This window comes from Ancylobacter pratisalsi, from assembly GCF_010669125.1.
In the GTDB taxonomy this organism is placed as follows: Bacteria; Pseudomonadota; Alphaproteobacteria; order Rhizobiales; family Xanthobacteraceae; genus Ancylobacter; species Ancylobacter pratisalsi.
The window spans coordinates 1,466,402-1,482,186 of record NZ_CP048630.1 but is presented as its reverse complement, the minus strand read 5'-3'; the positions used below and the strand labels follow the sequence as shown (position 1 = coordinate 1,482,186).

Annotated in this window: 15 protein-coding genes; 5 read left to right on the top strand and 10 right to left on the bottom strand. The window is 68.2% G+C overall.

What is annotated here, in order from left to right:
* Positions 1-45: 45 nt before the first annotated feature.
* Positions 46-1,029, bottom strand: coding sequence for a zinc-dependent alcohol dehydrogenase family protein (locus G3A50_RS07085; RefSeq protein ID WP_210255241.1), 984 nt, complete (start codon positions 1,027-1,029; stop codon positions 46-48).
* A 218-nt stretch (positions 1,030-1,247) separates the two neighbouring features.
* On the opposite strand from G3A50_RS07085, the gene adhP reads away from it, so the two are divergent.
* The 3 genes from adhP (at position 1,248) to G3A50_RS07070 (ending at position 5,577) form a co-directional block, all read left to right on the top strand.
* Positions 1,248-2,276, top strand: a complete 1,029-nt coding sequence (gene adhP / locus G3A50_RS07080; RefSeq protein ID WP_163074590.1) for an alcohol dehydrogenase AdhP — start codon at positions 1,248-1,250, stop codon at positions 2,274-2,276.
* A gap of 209 nt (positions 2,277-2,485) precedes the next feature.
* Positions 2,486-3,298 carry a CbbQ/NirQ/NorQ/GpvN family protein gene (locus tag G3A50_RS07075; protein ID WP_163074589.1) on the top strand — a complete coding sequence of 271 codons (813 nt, stop codon included), beginning with the start codon at positions 2,486-2,488 and terminating at the stop codon, positions 3,296-3,298.
* A complete protein-coding gene (locus G3A50_RS07070; protein WP_163074588.1) occupies positions 3,295-5,577 on the top strand; it encodes a nitric oxide reductase activation protein NorD in 2,283 nt (760 codons plus the stop codon). The genes G3A50_RS07075 and G3A50_RS07070 overlap by 4 nt, the downstream gene beginning before the upstream one ends.
* Positions 5,578-5,612: 35 nt before the next feature.
* Here G3A50_RS07070 and G3A50_RS07065 read toward each other — a convergent pair whose 3' ends face one another.
* From G3A50_RS07065 to G3A50_RS07045, 5 genes are all read right to left on the bottom strand, one after another.
* Positions 5,613-6,650, bottom strand: coding sequence for an aliphatic amidase (locus G3A50_RS07065; protein WP_163074587.1), 1,038 nt, complete (start codon positions 6,648-6,650; stop codon positions 5,613-5,615).
* A gap of 278 nt (positions 6,651-6,928) precedes the next feature.
* Positions 6,929-7,534 (bottom strand): ANTAR domain-containing response regulator, encoded by a 606-nt coding sequence (locus G3A50_RS07060; protein ID WP_163074586.1) that lies wholly within the window; start codon positions 7,532-7,534, stop codon positions 6,929-6,931.
* Positions 7,535-7,608: 74 nt separating this feature from the next.
* Positions 7,609-8,199, bottom strand: a complete 591-nt coding sequence (locus G3A50_RS07055; protein ID WP_163074585.1) for a TetR family transcriptional regulator — start codon at positions 8,197-8,199, stop codon at positions 7,609-7,611.
* Between the two features lie 122 nt (positions 8,200-8,321).
* Positions 8,322-9,155: an aldo/keto reductase gene (locus G3A50_RS07050; protein WP_163074584.1), complete on the bottom strand. Its 834-nt coding sequence runs from the start codon at positions 9,153-9,155 to the stop codon at positions 8,322-8,324.
* 16 nt (positions 9,156-9,171) lie between these two features.
* A complete protein-coding gene (locus G3A50_RS07045; RefSeq protein WP_163074583.1) occupies positions 9,172-10,350 on the bottom strand; it encodes an MFS transporter in 1,179 nt (392 codons plus the stop codon).
* A 139-nt stretch (positions 10,351-10,489) separates the two neighbouring features.
* Here G3A50_RS07045 and G3A50_RS07040 point away from each other — a divergent pair, with 139 nt between their 5' ends.
* Complete coding sequence (locus G3A50_RS07040; RefSeq protein WP_163074582.1) at positions 10,490-11,389, top strand: LysR family transcriptional regulator; 900 nt, start codon at positions 10,490-10,492, stop codon at positions 11,387-11,389.
* 103 nt (positions 11,390-11,492) lie between these two features.
* On the opposite strand, the gene G3A50_RS07035 is transcribed toward G3A50_RS07040, so the two are convergent.
* Positions 11,493-12,347 carry an SDR family oxidoreductase gene (locus G3A50_RS07035; protein WP_163074581.1) on the bottom strand — a complete coding sequence of 285 codons (855 nt, stop codon included), beginning with the start codon at positions 12,345-12,347 and terminating at the stop codon, positions 11,493-11,495.
* 145 nt (positions 12,348-12,492) lie between these two features.
* Between G3A50_RS07035 and G3A50_RS07030 the strand changes: the two genes are divergently transcribed.
* Positions 12,493-12,930, top strand: coding sequence for a winged helix-turn-helix transcriptional regulator (locus tag G3A50_RS07030; RefSeq protein ID WP_163074580.1), 438 nt, complete (start codon positions 12,493-12,495; stop codon positions 12,928-12,930).
* Here G3A50_RS07030 and selD read toward each other — a convergent pair.
* Genes selD through G3A50_RS07015 form a run of 3 tightly spaced genes read right to left on the bottom strand, consistent with a single transcriptional unit; the run spans position 12,864 to position 15,673 of the window.
* On the bottom strand, positions 12,864-13,940 hold the full coding sequence (selD, locus tag G3A50_RS07025) for a selenide, water dikinase SelD (protein WP_163074579.1): 1,077 nt from the start codon (positions 13,938-13,940) through the stop codon (positions 12,864-12,866). The two genes, G3A50_RS07030 and selD, sit on opposite strands and share 67 nt — an antisense overlap.
* Positions 13,941-13,997: 57 nt before the next feature.
* Positions 13,998-15,125 carry a transglutaminase-like domain-containing protein gene (locus G3A50_RS07020; protein WP_163074578.1) on the bottom strand — a complete coding sequence of 376 codons (1,128 nt, stop codon included), beginning with the start codon at positions 15,123-15,125 and terminating at the stop codon, positions 13,998-14,000.
* Positions 15,122-15,673, bottom strand: a complete 552-nt coding sequence (locus tag G3A50_RS07015; protein ID WP_246252210.1) for a TlpA family protein disulfide reductase — start codon at positions 15,671-15,673, stop codon at positions 15,122-15,124. Before G3A50_RS07015 ends, G3A50_RS07020 begins: the two co-directional genes overlap by 4 nt.
* Positions 15,674-15,785 lie beyond the last annotated feature (112 nt).

Here is a 15,785-nt window from a genome sequence, read left to right as displayed (position 1 = left end):
TCCTCAAATTCAATAGTGTTCGACATAGCGCGACAGGTGTCGCTGTCACGGCACCAGGACGGCGGCGCCCTGGAACCTGCCGGCGCGCAGGTCCGCCAGCGCGTCGTTGGCGCGCTCCAGCGGATAGGTGGTTGTTGTCACTTGTGCGACAGCCTGTGGGGCAAGCGCGAGAAATTCGCGGGCATCCTCCCGCGTGAGATTGGCGACGGACAGAACCTGCCGCTCTTCCCACAGAATGTCGTAGGGGAACTGGGGTATGTCGCTCATGTGGATGCCGGCGCACACGACGCGCCCACCCTTTCTGACCGCACGAAGCGCTGCCGGCACCAGCGCGCCGACGGGCGCGAAGATGATCGCTGCGTCGAGTTCCACCGGGCACGCCTCGTCGGAACCTCCGGCCCATGCCGCACCCAGTGAAAGGGCGTAGGCCTGCGTGGCCGTGTCGCCGGGGCTGGTGAAGGCATAAACTTCCCGGCCCTGCCAGCGGCAGACCTGGGCGATGAGGTGGGCGGCGGCGCCGAAGCCATACAGCCCGATGCGCTGCGCCTCGCCCGCCATCTTCAGCGAGCGCCAGCCGATCAGCCCGGCGCACATCAGCGGGGCCGCGGCGACCGGGTCGTCGAAACCCTCCAGCGCGAAGGCGAATGCCGCGTCGGCCACCACGTGGCTGGCGAACCCGCCATCGCGCGTATAGCCGGTAAAAAGGGGATCGTCGCACAGGTTCTCGTGATGCGAGGTGCAATAGAAGCAGGTGCCGCAGGTGTGGCCCAGCCAGGGAATGCCGACCCGTTCCCCGATCGCGGGCCCCGCGACATCGGGGCCGAGCGCCTCGACAATGCCGACGATCTCGTGGCCGGGCACCACCGGAAGTTTGCCGGGCGGCAACTCGCCGTCCACGACATGCAGATCGGTGCGGCAGACCGCGCAGGCTTCGACGCGCACACGAATTTCGCCCGAGCCGGGAACCGGGAGCGGGCGTTCTTCTAACTGCAGCGGTGCGCCATAGGCGCTGAGAACCATTGCCTTCACGGAGACGACCTCAAAAAAAAGCGGAAACCGCCGGTGCGGGCGCCGCACCTGTGTAGCACCCGTATGCCTGGCCGACATGTGCCAGCGATCCGATAACGGCGCACCCTTGCACCTCAGAGGCGTGAAAGATAACCCGCATTGCACGGCCGGTGATTGATGGCTGTCAATGACCCGGTATCGGCGTTCGCTACGGTTGTCCCAATGTGGAGGATCTGCCGATGGCGAACATGATGAAGGCAGCCGTGGTGCGGGCATTTGGCGCGCCGCTGTCAATCGAAGACGTGCCGGTGCCGGTGCCCGGTCCGGGCGAGGTTCTGGTCAAGGTCGTCGCCTGCGGGGTCTGCCATACGGACCTGCACGCGGCCGATGGCGACTGGCCGGTGAAGCCCTCGCCGCCTTTCATTCCCGGCCACGAGGCCGCCGGCCATGTCGCGGCACTCGGCCCCGGCGTGACGGGCCTCAAGGAAGGGGATGCGGTCGGGGTCGCCTGGCTGCACGATGCGTGCCTGTGCTGCGAGTATTGCGAGACCGGCTGGGAGACGCTGTGCGAGCACCAGCACAATACCGGCTATAGCTGCGATGGCGGCTTCGCTGAATATGTCATCGCCGCCGCGCCCTTCGTGGCGCGCCTGCCCGACACGGTCGACTTCGCCCAGATCGCGCCGATCCTGTGTGCCGGGGTGACCACCTATAAGGGCCTGAAGGAAACCGAGGCCCGGCCGGGTGAGTGGGTCGCGATCTCCGGCGTCGGCGGGCTTGGCCACATCGCCATCCAGTATGCCAAGGCCATGGGGCTGCATGTCGCCGCGCTCGACGTCGCGCCCGACAAGCTGGAGCTGGCGCGCCATGCCGGGGCGGACCTCGCCGTCGACGCGCGCTCGCCTGATGCGGTGGCCGAGATCCTGAAGGCGACCGGTGGCGGCGCGCATGGCGTGCTGGTGACGGCGGTGTCGCCGCCGGCTTTCTCGCAGGCGCTTTCCTATGTGCGCCGCAAGGGCACTGTCGCCCTTGTCGGCCTGCCGCCGGGCGAATTCGCGACGCCGATCTTCGACGTGGTGCTCAAGCGTATCACGGTGCGCGGCTCGATTGTCGGCACGCGTCGCGACCTGGCCGAGTCCGTCGCCTTCGCGACCGAGGGCAAGGTGAAGGCGGAGATCCACAAGGCGCCGCTGGAATCGATCAACGACATCTTCGCCGATCTCAAGGCGGGCAAGGTCGAGGGGCGGATGGTGCTGGATTTCAGCTGATCCGGGACCGCGGCGCGAGAGGCAAGAGCGGGCGGTGCGCATGTGCGCACTTCCCTCTTGTGCGGCGCGGCATATCTGATTTCTAATCAGCGCGGATCGCGACAGCGGCGTCGGGATCCATTCGCGGCAGGGAGTGCCGACAGCCCTTTCCGGGGCGGTCCCTGCACGCCGGGGCATGCCCGTGGATCCATTCGCGGAGACCCCTACGAATGCTCGTCGACGCCGATCTTTCCGCTTACCGCATTGCCGCCGAGCCCTATTACCGGCCCGTGGGCGAGGAGGTGGCGGTGTTCGAAGCCGCCTGGCGTCATCGCCTGCCGGTGATGCTCAAGGGGCCGACCGGCTGCGGCAAGACGCGTTTCGTCGAATACATGGCGTGGCGCCTGCACCAGCCGCTGATCACCGTGGCCGCCCATGAGGACATGACCGCCGCCGACCTCGCCGGCCGCTTCCTGCTGACGCCGGAAGGCACGGTGTGGCACGACGGGCCGCTGACACAGGCGGTGCGCCATGGCGGCATCTGCTATCTCGACGAGATCGTCGAGGCGCGGCAGGACACCACGGTGGTGATCCATCCGCTGACCGATGCGCGGCGCATTCTGCCGCTGGAAAAGCGCGGCGAGCTGATCCCGGCGCACTCCGACTTCCAGCTCGTGATCTCCTACAATCCCGGCTACCAGAGCGCGGTGAAGGACCTGAAGGAGTCCACCAAGCAGCGCTTCATCGCCATCGATTTCGATTATCCCACGCCCGCGCTGGAAGCCGAGATCGTGATGCGCGAGGCGGGCGCGGACACCGCGCTGGCGCACACGCTGGTCGCCATCGCCGCCTGTTCGCGGAACCTGCGCGGGCAGGGGCTGGACGAGGGCGCCTCGACCCGGATGCTGATCCATGCCGGTCGCCTTGCCGCCGCCGGCATACCGCTGGAGGCGGCGGTGCATGCGGGCATCGTCCTGCCGATCACCGACGACGCGGACGTGCGCCAGGCGCTCGGTTCGGCGATCGCCGCCTGCCTTCCATGAGTGCGCCCGTCGGGCACGAGGCGATGGCGCGGCTCGCCGGCCTGATGCGCGGCCGGGAGACGCTGCGCGCGCCTTTCGAAGAGGTGCGTGGCCGGCTGGCGGCCCGCTACGACCCCGATGGGCTTGAGCCCTGGGCGCGGGGGGCGTTGGCGCTCATCGACGCCAATGCCGGCGCGAGCTGCCTGCTGGCGTTCTGGCGGGCCAGCATGGAGACCGCCGGCCGGCTCGACGTTGAGAGCCTCGGCGCGATGGGCGGACAGGCCGCCGCGATCTGCCGAGAGGCTGGCGCTAAGGCGGCGATCGCTGGGCTGGACGCCTTTGTCCGGATCGAACCGCGCCTTGTGGATGCGGGGGAGCGGGCGGTGTGGTGGCGGGCGCTGGTGAAGCTCGCCGGCGCGGCCCCGGAAAGTGTGGAACCGCTGGCGGCGCGCGTTCAGACGGTGCTGCTGCCGGGCCATGTGGCGGCGTTCGAGGGCTTCATCGACGCCGGCATCCGGGCGTCCGGGCGCGACCGTGAACGCCGCAAGTCCTTCTTCGCGCTGGAGGACGGGCTGGCGCGGAGCCTTGCCGAGCGTATCGGTGCGGAGCCGGGCTTCGCCGATCTTGAGGGCGAGCTGAAGAAGGTGCTGGCCGCGCTCTGGGGCCCCGCGCTCGCTGTCCAGCTCCAGCCGCTTCCCCCGATCGCCCGCGACGGCCCGCGGCGGGTGAACCTTGCCGGCCCGGTGATCCGCATGCCGGCGGTATTCCAGGGCTTTGACGGGGAGGCGGCGCGCCGGCTCTATCTCGCGGCGGCGGTGCATGCCGGCGCGCATCTGGCTTTCGGCAATCCCCGTTTCCCGATTGGCACATTCAAGCCGGTGCAGATCGCGCTGGCGACGCTGGTGGAGGATGCGCGGGTCGAGGCGCTGGCGATGAGCCGCTATCCGGGCCTGCGCCGGCTCTGGGCGCCCTATCATAACGCGAGCCCGGAAGACGGGCCGACGGTGGCGGCGCTTCTGGCGCGTGTGGCGCGCGGTCTGTTCGATGAGGGTTATGAGGATCCCGACGAACTGGTGGGAAAGGCGCAGCGGCTGTTCGACGAGGCACGGGAGCGGATCGCCGATCCCGCCATCAGCCTCGAGATCGGCACCCGGCTCGCCAATGATGTCGGCCAGCGCCGCATCCGCTTCGATGACCGCGGCCATGTGATCGAGCCGGTCTATCGCGACGATGGGCTGGGCATCTGGGATTTCAGCGACATCGACCCCGAGGTCAGCGACGAGGTGGAGGTTGCCGTCGATGCCGCGCGGGTCGAGCGCCGCGAGGAGGAGGGCGGCACGGTTGACGAGGCCCCCGCGCCCGAGCCGACAGGGCGGGCGCGGCCTGCCGTCTCGCCCAGCGAGGGCGTGGTGGTGGCGAGCTATCCCGAATGGGATGGCACGGCGGGAATCGAGCGTCCCGACTGGACCAGTGTCCGTGCCATGATGCCGAAGCCCGGCGATGCGCGGGCCTTGCAACGGGCTCTCGACCGGGCGGGCCCGGTGCGGGCGCGCATCGCGCGACTGGTGCGGGGCGCCAAGGTGGGGCGGGCCTCGCGGCTGCGGCGGCAGGTGGAGGGCGCCGATCTCGATATCGACGCCGCCATCGATGCTGCCATCGCCCGGCGGGCTGGCGACGTGCCGGACATGCGGGTGTTCCGCTCCACGGTGCTGAACCAGCGCGACCTTGCCGTGCTGGTGCTGGTCGACACTTCCCAGTCGACGCGCGAACGCCTGCCGGACGGGACCAGCGTGCTGGATACCGAAAAGCTGGCGGTCGCGATGCTGGCGGGGGCGCTGCAACAGCTCGGGGATGCCTTCGCGCTGCTCGCTTTCGCCTCGGCGGGGCGGGGCGATGTTCAGGTCACGACGGTGAAGGGCTTCGAGGAGGGCTATGACGGGGACGCGGCGAGCCGGCTTGCCGGGCTCGGCTCGGGGCTGTCGACCCGGCTCGGCGCCGCGCTGCGTCACGCGGGGGCGGAGATCGCGCGCGTGCGCAGCTTCCGCAAGCTGGTGCTGGTGGTGAGCGATGGCGAGCCGTCCGACATCGACGTCGCGGCGCAGGATCTCGTGACCGACGCCAGCCGCGCGGTGAAGGCGCTGCGGGCCAGGGGCATCGACACGTTCGGCGTCATGCTCGACCCCGCCGGGGTCGGCTCCGGGCCGCGTATCTTCGGCAAGGCGAACGCCATGCCGGTGCGCCGGGTGGAAGACCTGCCGATGCGGCTTTCCGAACTGTATTTCCGGCTGGCGCGACGCTGAGGGACGGCGGGAGAGACCCGCCGCCCCGTTGCGCGTCAGCGATGGGCGGTGTCGGGGTTGGGGATGCCCTCGATCGGGCATTCCTCGGTGCCGACCATCGGCCGGGTGAAGGATTCCACCATTTCGCGCGTGCCCTCGGGGTCGGCGACCCACTTCTTGTAGAAGTCGTAGGGGCAGGCCGCCACGCCCTTGTCGCCCTCGCCGGAGTTGATCATGCCGGTGTAGCCGCGATGGACCAGCTTGAAGAGGTGGTTCTCGGACTGCATGTTCTTGCGTGCGTCGCGGATCAGCGAGGTGGACAGCGCGGCGTACTGGATGCCGTAATCCTCCTCGCCGCATTCGCCGAGCGTGCGGCCGTCGAAGCCGATGATCGCCGAGTGGCCGAAGTACGAGTACACGCCGTCGAAGCCCGAGGCGTTGGCGACCGCGACATAGGTGTTGTTGGCGAAGGCCATGGCCTTCGACATCAGGATCTGCTGTTCCTTAGCCGGATACATATAGCCCTGGCAGCGCACGATAAGCTCGGCGCCCTTCATTGCGCAGTCGCGCCAGATTTCGGGATAGTTGCCGTCGTCGCAGATGATGAGCGAGACCTTCAGGCCCTTGGGGCCTTCCGAGACATAGGTGCAATTGCCCGGATACCAGCCCTCGATCGGCACCCATGGCATGATCTTGCGGTACTTCTGGACGATCTCGCCCTTGTCGTTCATCAGGATCAGCGTGTTGTAGGGCGCCTTGTTGGGGTGCTCCTCATGCTGCTCGCCGGTGAGCGAGAACACGCCCCACACCTTGGCCTTGCGGCAGGCCTCGGCGAAGATCTCGGTCTCCTCGCCCGGCACGGTGGAGGCGGTGTCGTACATCTCCTTGCTGTCGTACATGATCCCGTGGGTCGAGTATTCCGGGAAGATGACAAGGTCCATGCCCGGCAGGCCGACCTTCATGCCCACGAGCATGTCCGCGATCTTCTTCGCGTTGGCGAGGACCTCGGCTTTGGTGTGCAGCCGCGGCATCTTGTAGTTCACCACCGCGACACCGACGGTGTCTTTGCTGCTGGATACGTCGCCGTGCAACATGGTCTTCTCCTCGCGTGAAGGCACGAAGCCGCCTTCGCAGGCGGCAGGCCCTGCGTTCTGGGACACAAGAAAGGCGCCGGCGGCTGTGCGCACCGGCAATGGGCAGGGACCTGATCCGGTGGCGACGGCAGTGTCCCGCCCGGTTTCAGGCACAAAAAAAGCCCGACAGGTTCTCGCGAACCTTTCGGGCTGCATTGCCACGCCTGGCCAGCGTCATTGGTGGCCGGGCAAAAGAACGAGGTGCGCGCTTTCTGCTCACACCTCATCCTGCTGGGAAATTAAGCATCCTTGGGTCGGTAGTTCAAGTGTTCGCTGGCGTTGATGATGACGAGCGCCATGTCCTCGATCGGCACCCGCTTGGCCATGGCCTGGCGGCGGATGCTCTGGTAGGCGTCCTCCTCCGAAATGCCCTGGAACGCCATCAGAATGCTCTTGGCGCGCTGGATTTTCTGCATGCCGCCAAGCTTGCGCTCCAGCTTGGCGATGGTCTTCCTGGCCGCCTCGCGCTCCAGCCACACGGTGCGCGCGATCGCGAGATTGGTCAGCAGGCTGAACGGCCGGACCGGCTTCTCGATCACCGCCATCGCCCCTGATTCCAGCACCAGCTGCAGGGCGAAGGGGTCATCGGCGCCGACCAGCGCGACCAGCATGGGGCGCGAGGACGAGCGCGGCTCGAACAGGGCGAGGATCGCCGCGCGTTCCTCCGGGTCCATGGCCAGGAGCACGATGTCCGCCATCGGCCAGTCGCGCGGAACCGGCCAGCTGACCTCGACCGCGCAGCCGATGCGCCGCAGATGCTCGACAAGGTCCGCGCGCTCCTCGCCGGGCGGGTGGATCACCTCCACCCGCTGGCCGCGAAAGTCCTGAAGGATCTGGATCGTCATGCCTGCGGAACACCCTGCGCTGGAACGCCGTGCTCCGTTCTCCCCCGAGGCCTCGGGCGGGGGCAATACGTCGTTCAGCGGGGGTCGTCTTCCGGTCTGTCCGCCGCGAGGGTCTCGGCGAGCCGCGTGCGGGCCGCGTCGAGGATCTCGTCCGACAGCTCCGCATCGCCCTGCGCGACGCCGCGCGCCAGAGTGACCGCCCCGACCAGGGTGGCGAACGCGGCGACCGCCTCGCGGCGCCGGGCCACGGGGTCGGGCTCCGTGATCCGGCGCTCGATCTCGGCGATGACGTCGTTGGTCGTGCGCGCGAAGGCGTCCTGAAAGGCGGGCGACTGGCGGGCGATTTCCCCGCACAGCGCCGGAATGGGGCAGCCGCGCGCGGGCGTGTCGCGGTGACGCGGCGAGAGATAGTCCGCGATGATCGCGTCCAGGCTTTCTTCGGCCAGCATGGTGGCGTGGGTCTGGGCGCCGGCGGTGAGGAAGGCCTGCTCCGCAAGGTCGGCCTTGGAGCGGAAATGACCGTAGAAGGCGCCATGCGTCAGCCCGCTGGCCTTCATGATCTCGGCAACGCTGACATTCTCGATGCCGCGTTCGCGGAACAGCCGCGATGCCGTCTCCAGTATGGCATGCCGGTGCTCGACGACTTTTTCCTTTGAAACCCGCACACTGTTCCTCCGCTGTCGCGTCCTTGACGGCCGTCCCCCCCCTATCAGCACGAAGTCCGCGCCATTCCAATCAGGAATGGCGCGGACCATGGGTCTTGGGGTGGAAAAAGGCCGGGAGCGCCTCAGGCAGGGGGATCCCATGTGGGGGCGAGCCCCTTAGGGTTGAGAATGCGCCCGTCCGGGCGGGCGAGGGCGTGGATGGCGGCCATCTCCTCGGCGGTCAGCTCGAAGTCGAAGATGGCGAAGTTCTCCGCGACCCGCGCCTCCGTCGCCGTCTTCGACAGGGCGACGAGACCCTCCTGCTGGATCACCCAGCGCAGCACCACCTGAGCGACGCTGCGCCCCTTCGCCGCCGCGATCTCCTTCAGCACCGGGTCGGCGAACACCTTGCCGTCGGCCATGGCGTAATAGGCGGTGATGCACATGCCCGCCGCGCGGGCCGCATTCACGACCACGCTCTGGTCGACATAGGGGTGGTACTCGATCTGGTTGGTGACGAGCGGGGCGTCGCTGAGCCTGCGCGCCTCGGCCATCTGCGCGGTGTTGAAATTGCTCACGCCGATGTGGCGCACCTTGCCCGCGCGTACCACCTCGTTGAGCGCGCCAACCGGCTCGGGCAGCGCGGCGCCGGCGGGCCAGTGCAGCAGCAGCAGGTCGACATAATCGGTACGCAGCTTTTTCAGGCTCTCGTCGACCGAGGCGATGAGGTCGGCGCGGGCGTATTTGTCGACCCACACCTTGGTGGTGAGGAAAATTTCGCCGCGCGGCACGCCGGAGGTCGCAATGCCTTCGCCGACCTCGGCTTCGTTGCCGTAGATCTGCGCGGTGTCGATGTGGCGGAAACCGACCTTGAGGGCATGGGGCACCATGCGCAGCGTGTCGGGGCCGGGCATGCGGAAGGTACCGAAGCCGAGCGCGGGAATCCTGGCGCCATTGGCGCTGACGAATGTGTTCACGGGAAACTCCTGATTTTCAGGCGGTCTGCGTGGTGAGTGCGCGGCGGTCGAGCGCTCCGCTCAACATGGTGGCGATCAGCGCCAGCGCAACGAGGACCGCACCAACGAAGGGCGTGGCGGAAAGGCCGAACCTGGAGGCGACCACCAGCCCGCCGACCCAGGCGCCGATGGCGATGCCGAGATTGAACGCGGCGATGTTCAGCGCCGAGGCGACGTCCACCGCGCCGGGACGGTGGATGCGGGCGAGTTCCACCACGTAGATCTGAAGGCCGGGCACGTTGGCGAAGGACAGGAAGCCGAGCGCCACCAGCGTGATCAGCGCCGGCACGGGGGAGAACATGGTGAAGCCGAACAGCGCCAGCACCACCGCCTGCGCCAGAAACAGCACCGTCAGTGCCTTGACCGGGTTGTGGTCGGCGAAGCGCCCGCCCAGCAGATTGCCGGCCGCGATCGCCAGCCCGTAGAGGACGAGGATCAGGCTGACCGCGTGGGCCTGGAAACCGGTGAACTGCTCAAGGATCGCGGCGAGATAGGTGAAGGCGACGAAGGTGCCGCCATAGCCGAGCGCGGTCATGGCATAGACCAGCAGAAGGCGGCCGCTGGAGAGCACCCGCACCTGGTCGAGCAGGCTCGCCGGCTCCGGGCGGCTGAGATTGGACGGCAGGAGCATGGCGATGGCGAGGAAGGCGACAGCGCCGAGCCCGGCAACGCCGACGAAGGTGGCGCGCCAGCCGAAGCTCTGGCCGATAAAGGTGCCGAGCGGCACGCCGGTGACGATGGCGACCGTCAGCCCCATGAACATCAGGGCGATGGCCGAGGCCCGCCGGTTCGGCGCCACGAGATCGGCGGCGATGGTGGCGCCGACCGAGAAGAACACACCATGGGCGAAAGCCGAGACCACCCGCGCGATCAGCAGGCTCGCATAGTCCGGGCTGAGTGCCGCGCCGGCATTGCCGACGATGAACAGCGCCATCAGCCCGAGCAGCAGCGTCTTGCGCGGCAGGCGCCCGGTCAGCGCGGTGAGCACCGGCGCGCCAAAGGTGACGCCGAGCGCATAGACGCTGACGATGAGGCCGGCGAGCGGCAGGTCGATGTGAAGATCGCTCGCGACCGTGGGCAGCAGGCCGACGATGACGAACTCCGTCGTGCCGATGGCATAGGCCGCCACGGTGAGCGCAAACAGCGCGATGGGCATGGTGAAAGCTCCCGAGCGCCCCAGCGGGCGCCACGTTGGAATGAATCAGGTTGCCTTCACTATGGGGTGTTCGATCTCGTCTGTTTATTCCAAGAGCCGTATCAAGATATATGACCTGAAGTCACAAGTGGGTACCTGAATGGACAATCGGGCGGGAGAAATGCAGGTGCTGGTAGAGGTTGTCGATCGCGGCAGCTTCTCCGCCGCCGGCCGCGCGCTCCGGCTTTCGCCCTCGGGGGTGAGCAAGATTGTCTCGCGCATCGAGGCGCGGCTGGGTGTACGGCTGCTGCTGCGCTCGACGCGCGCCCTGATGCTGACGACGGAGGGTGAAGCCTATGTCGCCCGCGCCCGCGCCATCCTCACCGAGATCGAGGCGGCCGAGCGGCAGGTTGCGGCGGGCGCGGCGGCGCTGCCGAGCGGTCGGTTGCGGATTTCCTCGCTGGTGGCCTTCGGCGAGCTTTATCTCGTGCCGCTGATACCCGAGTTTCTCGCCCGCTATCCGCAGGTGCAGCTGGACCTGTCGCTGACCGACAGCGTGATCGACCTTTTGGGCGAGCGTACCGACCTGGCACTTCGCACCGGAAACCTGCGCGATTCCTCGCTGAAGGCCCGGCGCATCTTCGACAGCTTTCGGGTGATCGTGGCCTCGCCCGACTATCTGGCGCGGCACGGGGTGCCGGAAACGCCGGAGGATCTCGACCGGCATAACGGCCTGCTGTTCAATTTTCGCCGGACACTGGACGACTGGCCGTTCCGCGATCCCGCGACGGGGGCGGTCTACACCCGCACCGTGCACGGCAATTTCGAGGGCAATAGCGGCGCAGTGGTGCGCCGGCTGGCGCTGGCGGGCCTCGGGCTGGCGCGTATCGGCCGCTTCCATGTCCAGAAGGACATCGAGGCCGGGCGGCTGGTGCCGGTGCTGGAAGCGTTCAACCCGCGGGAGGTGGAGCAGATCAGCGCGGTCTATGTCGGCCATGCCCATCTGGACGCGCGCATCCGCGCCTTTATCGACTTCCTCGTCGAACGGATCGACGCGTGAGGTGGGATCAGGCCAAGCCCCCGGGCCGGAGGCCGGAAAAACCCCGGCCCGGGGCAGGCCGCCCGCGGGCGCGGACGCCCTGCGGGCGACAGGCGGTGTGCGCTCAGAGAATCGAGGCGAGATAGTCGCGGGCGCTGGTCGAGGGGCGGCCGGCGAGATGCGCGACATCGCCCGAGGTCGCGGCGTATTCGCCCGCGCCCAGTGCCGCGTAGAAGCCGCCGATGCCGGTGGCGAGCCATTCCGGCATGCCCATGCCGCGGAAATGATCCTCGAAGGCGGAGACCGGCACGTCCAGCGCCTTGATCTCCTTGCCCGTCAGTTCGGTGAGGATGGCGGCGAGTTCCACCGCGCTCCAGGCCTGGCCGCCCGCGATTTCGTAGGTCTTGTTGTCATGGCCGGTGCCGAGCAGGGCGCCGACGATCGAATCCGCCACGTCCTGATGCGCGACATAGGCGACCTTGGCCTCGATGCCGGTGAAGGCCAGCACGCCGCTTTCCCGCGCGCTGGCGAACAGCGCATCGTTGTTCGAGAAATACGCGTTGTCGCGCAGGATGGTGTAGGTGAGCCCGGAAGCCTTCAGCTCGGCTTCGGTGGCCTCATGCGCCTTGGCCCAGTCAAACAGGCTGGTGCCGACCGGGTTGGTGGCGCTGGTGTAGATGATCCGCGCGACGCCCGCGGCCTTCGCCGCCTCGATGGCGTTGTGGTGCTGGGCGATACGGGCCTCGTTCGGCCCCACGCCGGAGATCAGCGCCAGGGTCTGCGCGCCGGCGAGGGCCGCCTTGAGGCTTGCCGGATTGTCATAATCGGCGGCGACGACGTCGAAGCCCTCGGCGGCGCGGTCCGCGAGCTTTTCCGGCGAGCGGACGGCGAGGCGCACCTGGCGGGCGAGGCCCTTGGCCTTCAGCGAATGCGCAAGCGTGGTGCCGAGTTTGCCGCTGGCGGCGGTGATGACGATCATGGTCGCATGTCCTTCAACGGACAGGGGTGCTGTCCTTGGTTACGAATTGAGAGTAACATGCGTAATTGAGAGTTAGGCGCAAGAAGGGTTTTTTCCGTGCGTCGGTATGCGCGGAGTAACCATCGGCGCGGGCGAGGAGGCGAAAATGGCGCAGGACAGTTCAGTCAAAGCGGGTCTGATGAAGGACCGGCTCGCTCTTGGCGCCGTATGCCCGACGCGGGCGCTGCTGGACCGCATTGGCGATCGCTGGAGCGTGCTGGTGCTGATGGAGCTTCAGCCGCGCATCCGGCGGTTCTCGGAGCTGCGCCGGGCGATACCCGACATCTCCCAGCGCATGCTGACCCAGACGCTGCGCCAGCTGGAGGCGGACGGGCTGATCTCGCGCACCGTGTTCGCCACCGTGCCGCCGCGCGTCGACTATGAGCTGACCGAGCTCGGCCACTCTCTCATGGTGCCGCTGGGCGGGCTTATTGTCTGGGCGGACGAGAACCGCGAGCGCGTGCGCGCGGCGCGTCGTCAGCCGGACACGACGACGCCGGGCGCGCCCTCGGCCATCCGTCCGATGAGCGCCGCGCAAGGGTAGCCGGCCGCCCGGATTTCGGCGAGCAGCGGCTGCGCCGCTTCCGGCGCGACGGCCACCAGAAGGCCGCCGGAGGTTTGCGGATCGGTCAGTATGTGCCGGCGCCAGTCCGGGACGCCTTCGGCAAGCGCGACCGCCTCGCCGTAGCTCGCCCAGTTGCGGTGCGAGGCGCCGGTGACGTAGCCGGCCTGCGCCAGCCTTTCCGCCTCGTGCAAGAGGGGAAGGGCGTTGGCGTTAAGGTGCAGGGCGAGATCTGAGCCGCGTGCCATTTCCAGCCCGTGGCCGAGAATGCCGAAACCGGTGACGTCGGTGACCGCATGCACCTCCGCGCGCTTGCCCAGCTCGGTGCCGATGCGATTGAGCGTGGTCATCGAGGCGATCATTTCCCCATAGGCGGCCGGGTCCAGGGCCTCCTTCTTGAACGCCGCCGAGTAGAGCCCGACGCCGAGCGCCTTGGTGAGAATGAGCGCATCGCCGGCCCGCGCGGTGCTGTTGCGGCGGATGGACTGCGGCGGGGCGGTGCCGATGACCGCCAGGCCGTAGATCGGCTCGGGCGCGTCGATGGAATGCCCGCCCGCGACCGGAATGCCCGCCTGCGCCGCGATCGCCTGTCCGCCTCTCAGGATCTCCCGCACCATGTGGGTTGGAAGCCTGCCCAGCGGCATGCCGAGGATCGCCAGCGCCATCAGCGGCTTGCCGCCCATGGCATAGACATCCGAAATCGCGTTAGTGGCGGCGATGCGGCCGAACTCGTAGGGATCGTCCACCATCGGCATGAAGAAGTCGGTGGTGGCGATGAGGCAGGTGCCGTCGTCGAGCTGGTAGACCGCCGCGTCGTCGCCGGTTTCGGTGCCCACCAGAAGGCGCTCGAAAGGTCCGCCCGGCGGCTGCTCGCCGAGCAGCTCGCGCAGCACCGAGGGCGCGAGCTTGCAGCCGCAGCCTCCGCCATGGGCGAGGCTGGTGAGGCGGAACGGGGCGTCCGGAGACGCCCCTTCGCGGGGCTTGTCGAGCATGGCGACTTCCAGTTGTTCGCCTCCCCCTTTGGTGAGAGGCGCGGGATATGGGCGCGATCAGGCCTCGATTTCGGTGGCGGTGATCTTGTAGGCGAAGGCGTCCGGGTCGAGGCAGTCGTGGCGCAGGCTCGCCACTTCCGCCTGCGGGTACATGAGGAAGCCGAGCTTGGCGCCGTTCGAGCCGGGCAGGGCGATGTCGTGGCCGTCATTATAGGCCAGCCAGTTGCCCTCCCACGCGCCGAACAGCGCCTTGCGGGCCGCCAGCACCTTGGCGTCATCCATGGCGTTCTTCCCCGGGGGTTCCTCAAGCACGACCTTGCGCACATCCGCCGGGTCCGTCGCCACCCAGCCGAAACCATCGAGCCAGACCTCGGAGCGGCAGTGCTGGGCCTTGGAGATGGTGGGCGAATTGGCACCCAGGCTCTTGTAGCCGAAGGCGGAGGGGGCGACGCGGATGCCGTACAGGTCGCGGGCGGGGATGCCGACGGCGCGGTTGAGGCCGACGAACAGCGCGTTCAGGTCCGCGCATTTGCCCCCCAGATTGCCGCTCGCCAGCAGGGCGCCGACATCGCCGCTGCCGCAGCCGCGCGTGGCGGCGTTGCGATAGGTGTTCTCCACCACCCATTCATAGATGGCACGGGACTTTTCGATATCGGTGGTCTTGCCGGCGACGATCTTGTCGGCGGCTGCCTTCACGATGCCGTCGGTGGGGATGAGATCGGTGGGGGCGAGGAACAGCGCGCGCTGCTCGGGGGCAAGCGGGGCGGCGTTGCCGGGCTTGGAGAAATCGGTGCCGCGAGCGCGGGTGGCGACCTTCGAGATGATCTCGGCGGTCGGGTTGGCCTCGCCTTCGGCCCAGGTGAGATGCAGCATCTCGGCGCCGTAATGGGGATCCTTCACCAGTTCGGCGGTCTTGGCGTTGGTCTTCCAGCTGTTGCCAGCCGGCTTGAACCAGTCCGCCGCCGTGTAGGAGGGGAGCGGGATCCATGCCTGGGCCGGGCCCGCCTTGCCTTCGACCGGGGCGACATCGAGCGTGGTGACGACCTCGAACTGGCGCCAGGCGCCGGGCTTGGGGGCGAAGGCCGCCATGGCGGGGCTGGCCGCCTGCGCCAGGGCGTGGTGGGGAACCGCGGCAACGGCAGCGAGGGCCGCGCCGGCTTTCAGGAAATCGCGACGGTTGGTCATGGCTTGCTCCCGGGTGTTTCAGGCAGGGGCGGCAGCACCGGCGCGCGCTCGGGCGCCTCGATGCCGGAAAGGAGGGGCTCGATCGCCTCAAGCGCCGCCGGCGAGTCCCAGTCGACGGGGCCGACGGCATACAGCGCCAGCCGGTGATCGGCGGCGAGAAGATAGCTGGTGGGGAAGAATTCGACCTTCCACGCCTTCTTGGTGGCGCGGTCCTCGTCGATCAGGATCGGGAACGGCACGGGGTCGGCGGCGAAGAAACGGCGGATACGCGTGAACGGCTCGCCGACGTCGACGGCGAGGATGTCGAAGGGGCGATCGGTCATGCGTCCGGCCAGACGCGTGAGCGCCGCCATCTCTTCGCGGCACGGCTCGCACCACGTCGCGAAAAAGTGAACGAGCACCACCCTGCCTTGCAATGCAGCAAGGGTTTGCGGTCCGTGATCGAGGCTTTCCAGGGCGACGGGCGGCGTGGGCTCGCCGCGCGGCAGCGGCGAATCCGGCAAAGTCTGGGCGCCTGCATCCGTCGCCAGGGACAGATGCAGCAGCAAAGACGCCAAGACGCTCGGTAATGCGACACTGCCCCGGCACGCGGGAGCCCTGTGGGTAAGCACGGCGCGATGCTGCGACGGCGCTGTTGAATCGTCAATTGCCGGTTTGGTG